Here is a 1,200-nt window from a genome sequence, read left to right on the forward strand (position 1 = left end):
GTGGCCGGTCCCGGAACGAGAACTCGACCGCCAGATAGCCGAGCACCACCCCGTCGGCGAGCCGCCGGGTCTCCAGGATCCGGTACGCCGCCTTCATACCGAGGGGCTGGGAGTCGTAGTACGCGGCGACGCCGTCCCGTCCGACCGTGTAGGGGTGCAGTCCCTGGAAGACGGCGTCCTCGGTGAAGAGCGCGGCGACGTCCGCGGGACGGTGCCCGTCGACGGCCGCCTGCCACCGGTCCAGCACCCGGCTCAGGACCGCCGCGTCGTCGGTCGTGGTGGTCATGTCCGCTCCTGTCTCTCGATGTGACGCCCGGTCAGTGTCCGGCGCTCATGCCGCCGTCGACGTGCAGGATCTCGCCGGTGACGAAGGGCGCGGTCTCCAGGAAGAGCACCGCGTCGACGATGTCGCTGACTTCACCCATCCGGCCGACCGGGTGCAGGGCGGCGAGGAACTCGTGGGTCTCCGCCGTGTGCATGGGGGTCTTGATGGTGCCGGGCGAGACGGCGTTGACGCGGATGCCGCGGGCCGCGTACTCGGTCGCCAGGGACTTGGTCGCGGACTGCAGGCCGCCCTTCGTCAGGGAGGCGAGGACGGAGGGGACCCGGGCGTCCGGGCTGTCGACCAGGCTGGTGGTGATGCTCACGATGTGTCCGCCGCCCTGGGCGAGCAGGTGCGGGACCGCCCGCTGGGTGAGGTGGAAGAAGCCGGCGACGTTGATGCCGGTGACGGTGGCGTAGTCCGCGGCCGTGTAGTCGGTGAAGGGCTTCGCGACGAAGACGCCCGCGTTGTTGACCACGGTGTCGATGCGGCCGAAGCGCTCGACCGCAGCGGCCACCACCCGCTCGGCGGTCTGCGGGTCGGCGATGTCACCCTGGACGGTCAGGACGTCGGGATCGTCGACGGGGGTGATCGTGCGCGAGGTGGCGACGACGGCGTGGCCGAGCCTGCGGTAGCCCTCGACCAGGGCGGCGCCGATGCCCTGGGAGGCACCGGTGACGATCGCGACCTTCTGCTGCGGTGTGCTCATGATGACCTTCTCCGTGAGGTGGACCGGCGACTAGCCGACCGGTCGACTATCTGGAAGGTAGATCGGACGGGCAGGGGACGCCAGGACCGGTTTCCTCCTGGCTGGGAGGCGTTGCCTCCCAGCCAGGTTCAGCGTGTGGGCGCGTACGGGTCGCCGGTGGGCAGCCAGG

General features: G+C 70.7%; 2 protein-coding genes. Both read right to left on the reverse strand.

Annotated features, from left to right (window positions below):
• Positions 1-286: nuclear transport factor 2 family protein (locus ABZ646_RS46975; RefSeq protein WP_360534018.1), on the reverse strand; the 286-nt coding region annotated here is incomplete at its 3' end.
• 31 nt (positions 287-317) lie between these two features.
• Complete coding sequence (locus ABZ646_RS46980) at positions 318-1,031, reverse strand: SDR family oxidoreductase (RefSeq protein WP_360534021.1); 714 nt, start codon at positions 1,029-1,031, stop codon at positions 318-320.
• Between the last annotated feature and the right edge of the window lie 169 nt (positions 1,032-1,200).

The organism is Streptomyces sp. NPDC007162, assembly GCF_040634175.1.
GTDB lineage: Bacteria > Actinomycetota > Actinomycetes > Streptomycetales > Streptomycetaceae > Streptomyces.

Coding starts and splice junctions, on each gene's coding strand:
- ABZ646_RS46980 (WP_360534021.1), bottom strand. CDS start 1,031: ATGAGCACACCGCAGCAGAAGGTCGCGATCGTCACCGGTGCCTCCCAG.